The organism is Catenulispora subtropica, assembly GCF_039531675.1.
In the GTDB taxonomy this organism is placed as follows: Bacteria; Actinomycetota; Actinomycetes; order Streptomycetales; family Catenulisporaceae; genus Catenulispora; species Catenulispora subtropica.
This window is the reverse complement of record NZ_BAAAQM010000148.1, coordinates 1-508: the sequence shown is the minus strand read 5'-3', so window position 1 is coordinate 508 and position 508 is coordinate 1. Positions and strand designations below refer to the sequence as shown.

Annotated in this window: 1 protein-coding gene; it reads left to right on the top strand. The window is 73.0% G+C overall.

Features of this window, described 5'->3' with window-relative positions:
• The coding region (locus ABD466_RS44350) for a BON domain-containing protein (protein WP_344663339.1) at window positions 1-299 on the top strand (299 nt) is incomplete at its 5' end.
• Window positions 300-508 lie beyond the last annotated feature (209 nt).

The window sequence follows — 508 nt, the reverse complement described above, 5'->3', positions numbered from 1 at the left end:
GCCTGTTCACCCGCCCGGACGCCGAGATCCGCACGGAGATCCTCGACGACGTCCTGCTCAGAACGCTGTGGACAGATCCGGACGAAGTCGACGTCTCGGTGACCGACGGAGTGGTGCGGATGCGCGGCACGGTCGAGGCGCGCAGCGTCGCCGAGCTGGTCGAGCGTCTGGTGCGGGTCACCGACGGCGTCGTGGACGTCGTCAACGAGCTCGGCTGGGTCAAGGACGACACCGGCCGTAAGGCGTCGCCGGCGGCGTCGCACGGCGGGTCCGAGCACCGCCGCCCGCCAGACGGGTGAGCATCCCCGGCTCCCGGGCCTCCCCACCGGGCCGAAGGTCCCTGGTCGACCGGGCCCTGCGGCGCTGACGGACCCGGACGCCGCGACCGACGATGGGGGCATAGCCGCCGACGGCCACCAGCCAGGCCGGCGAGGAGTGAGGGCTCATGAGCATCGACACCACCGGATCGCTGACCTTCCTGGGCGGGGCCGGCACCGTGACCGGGAGC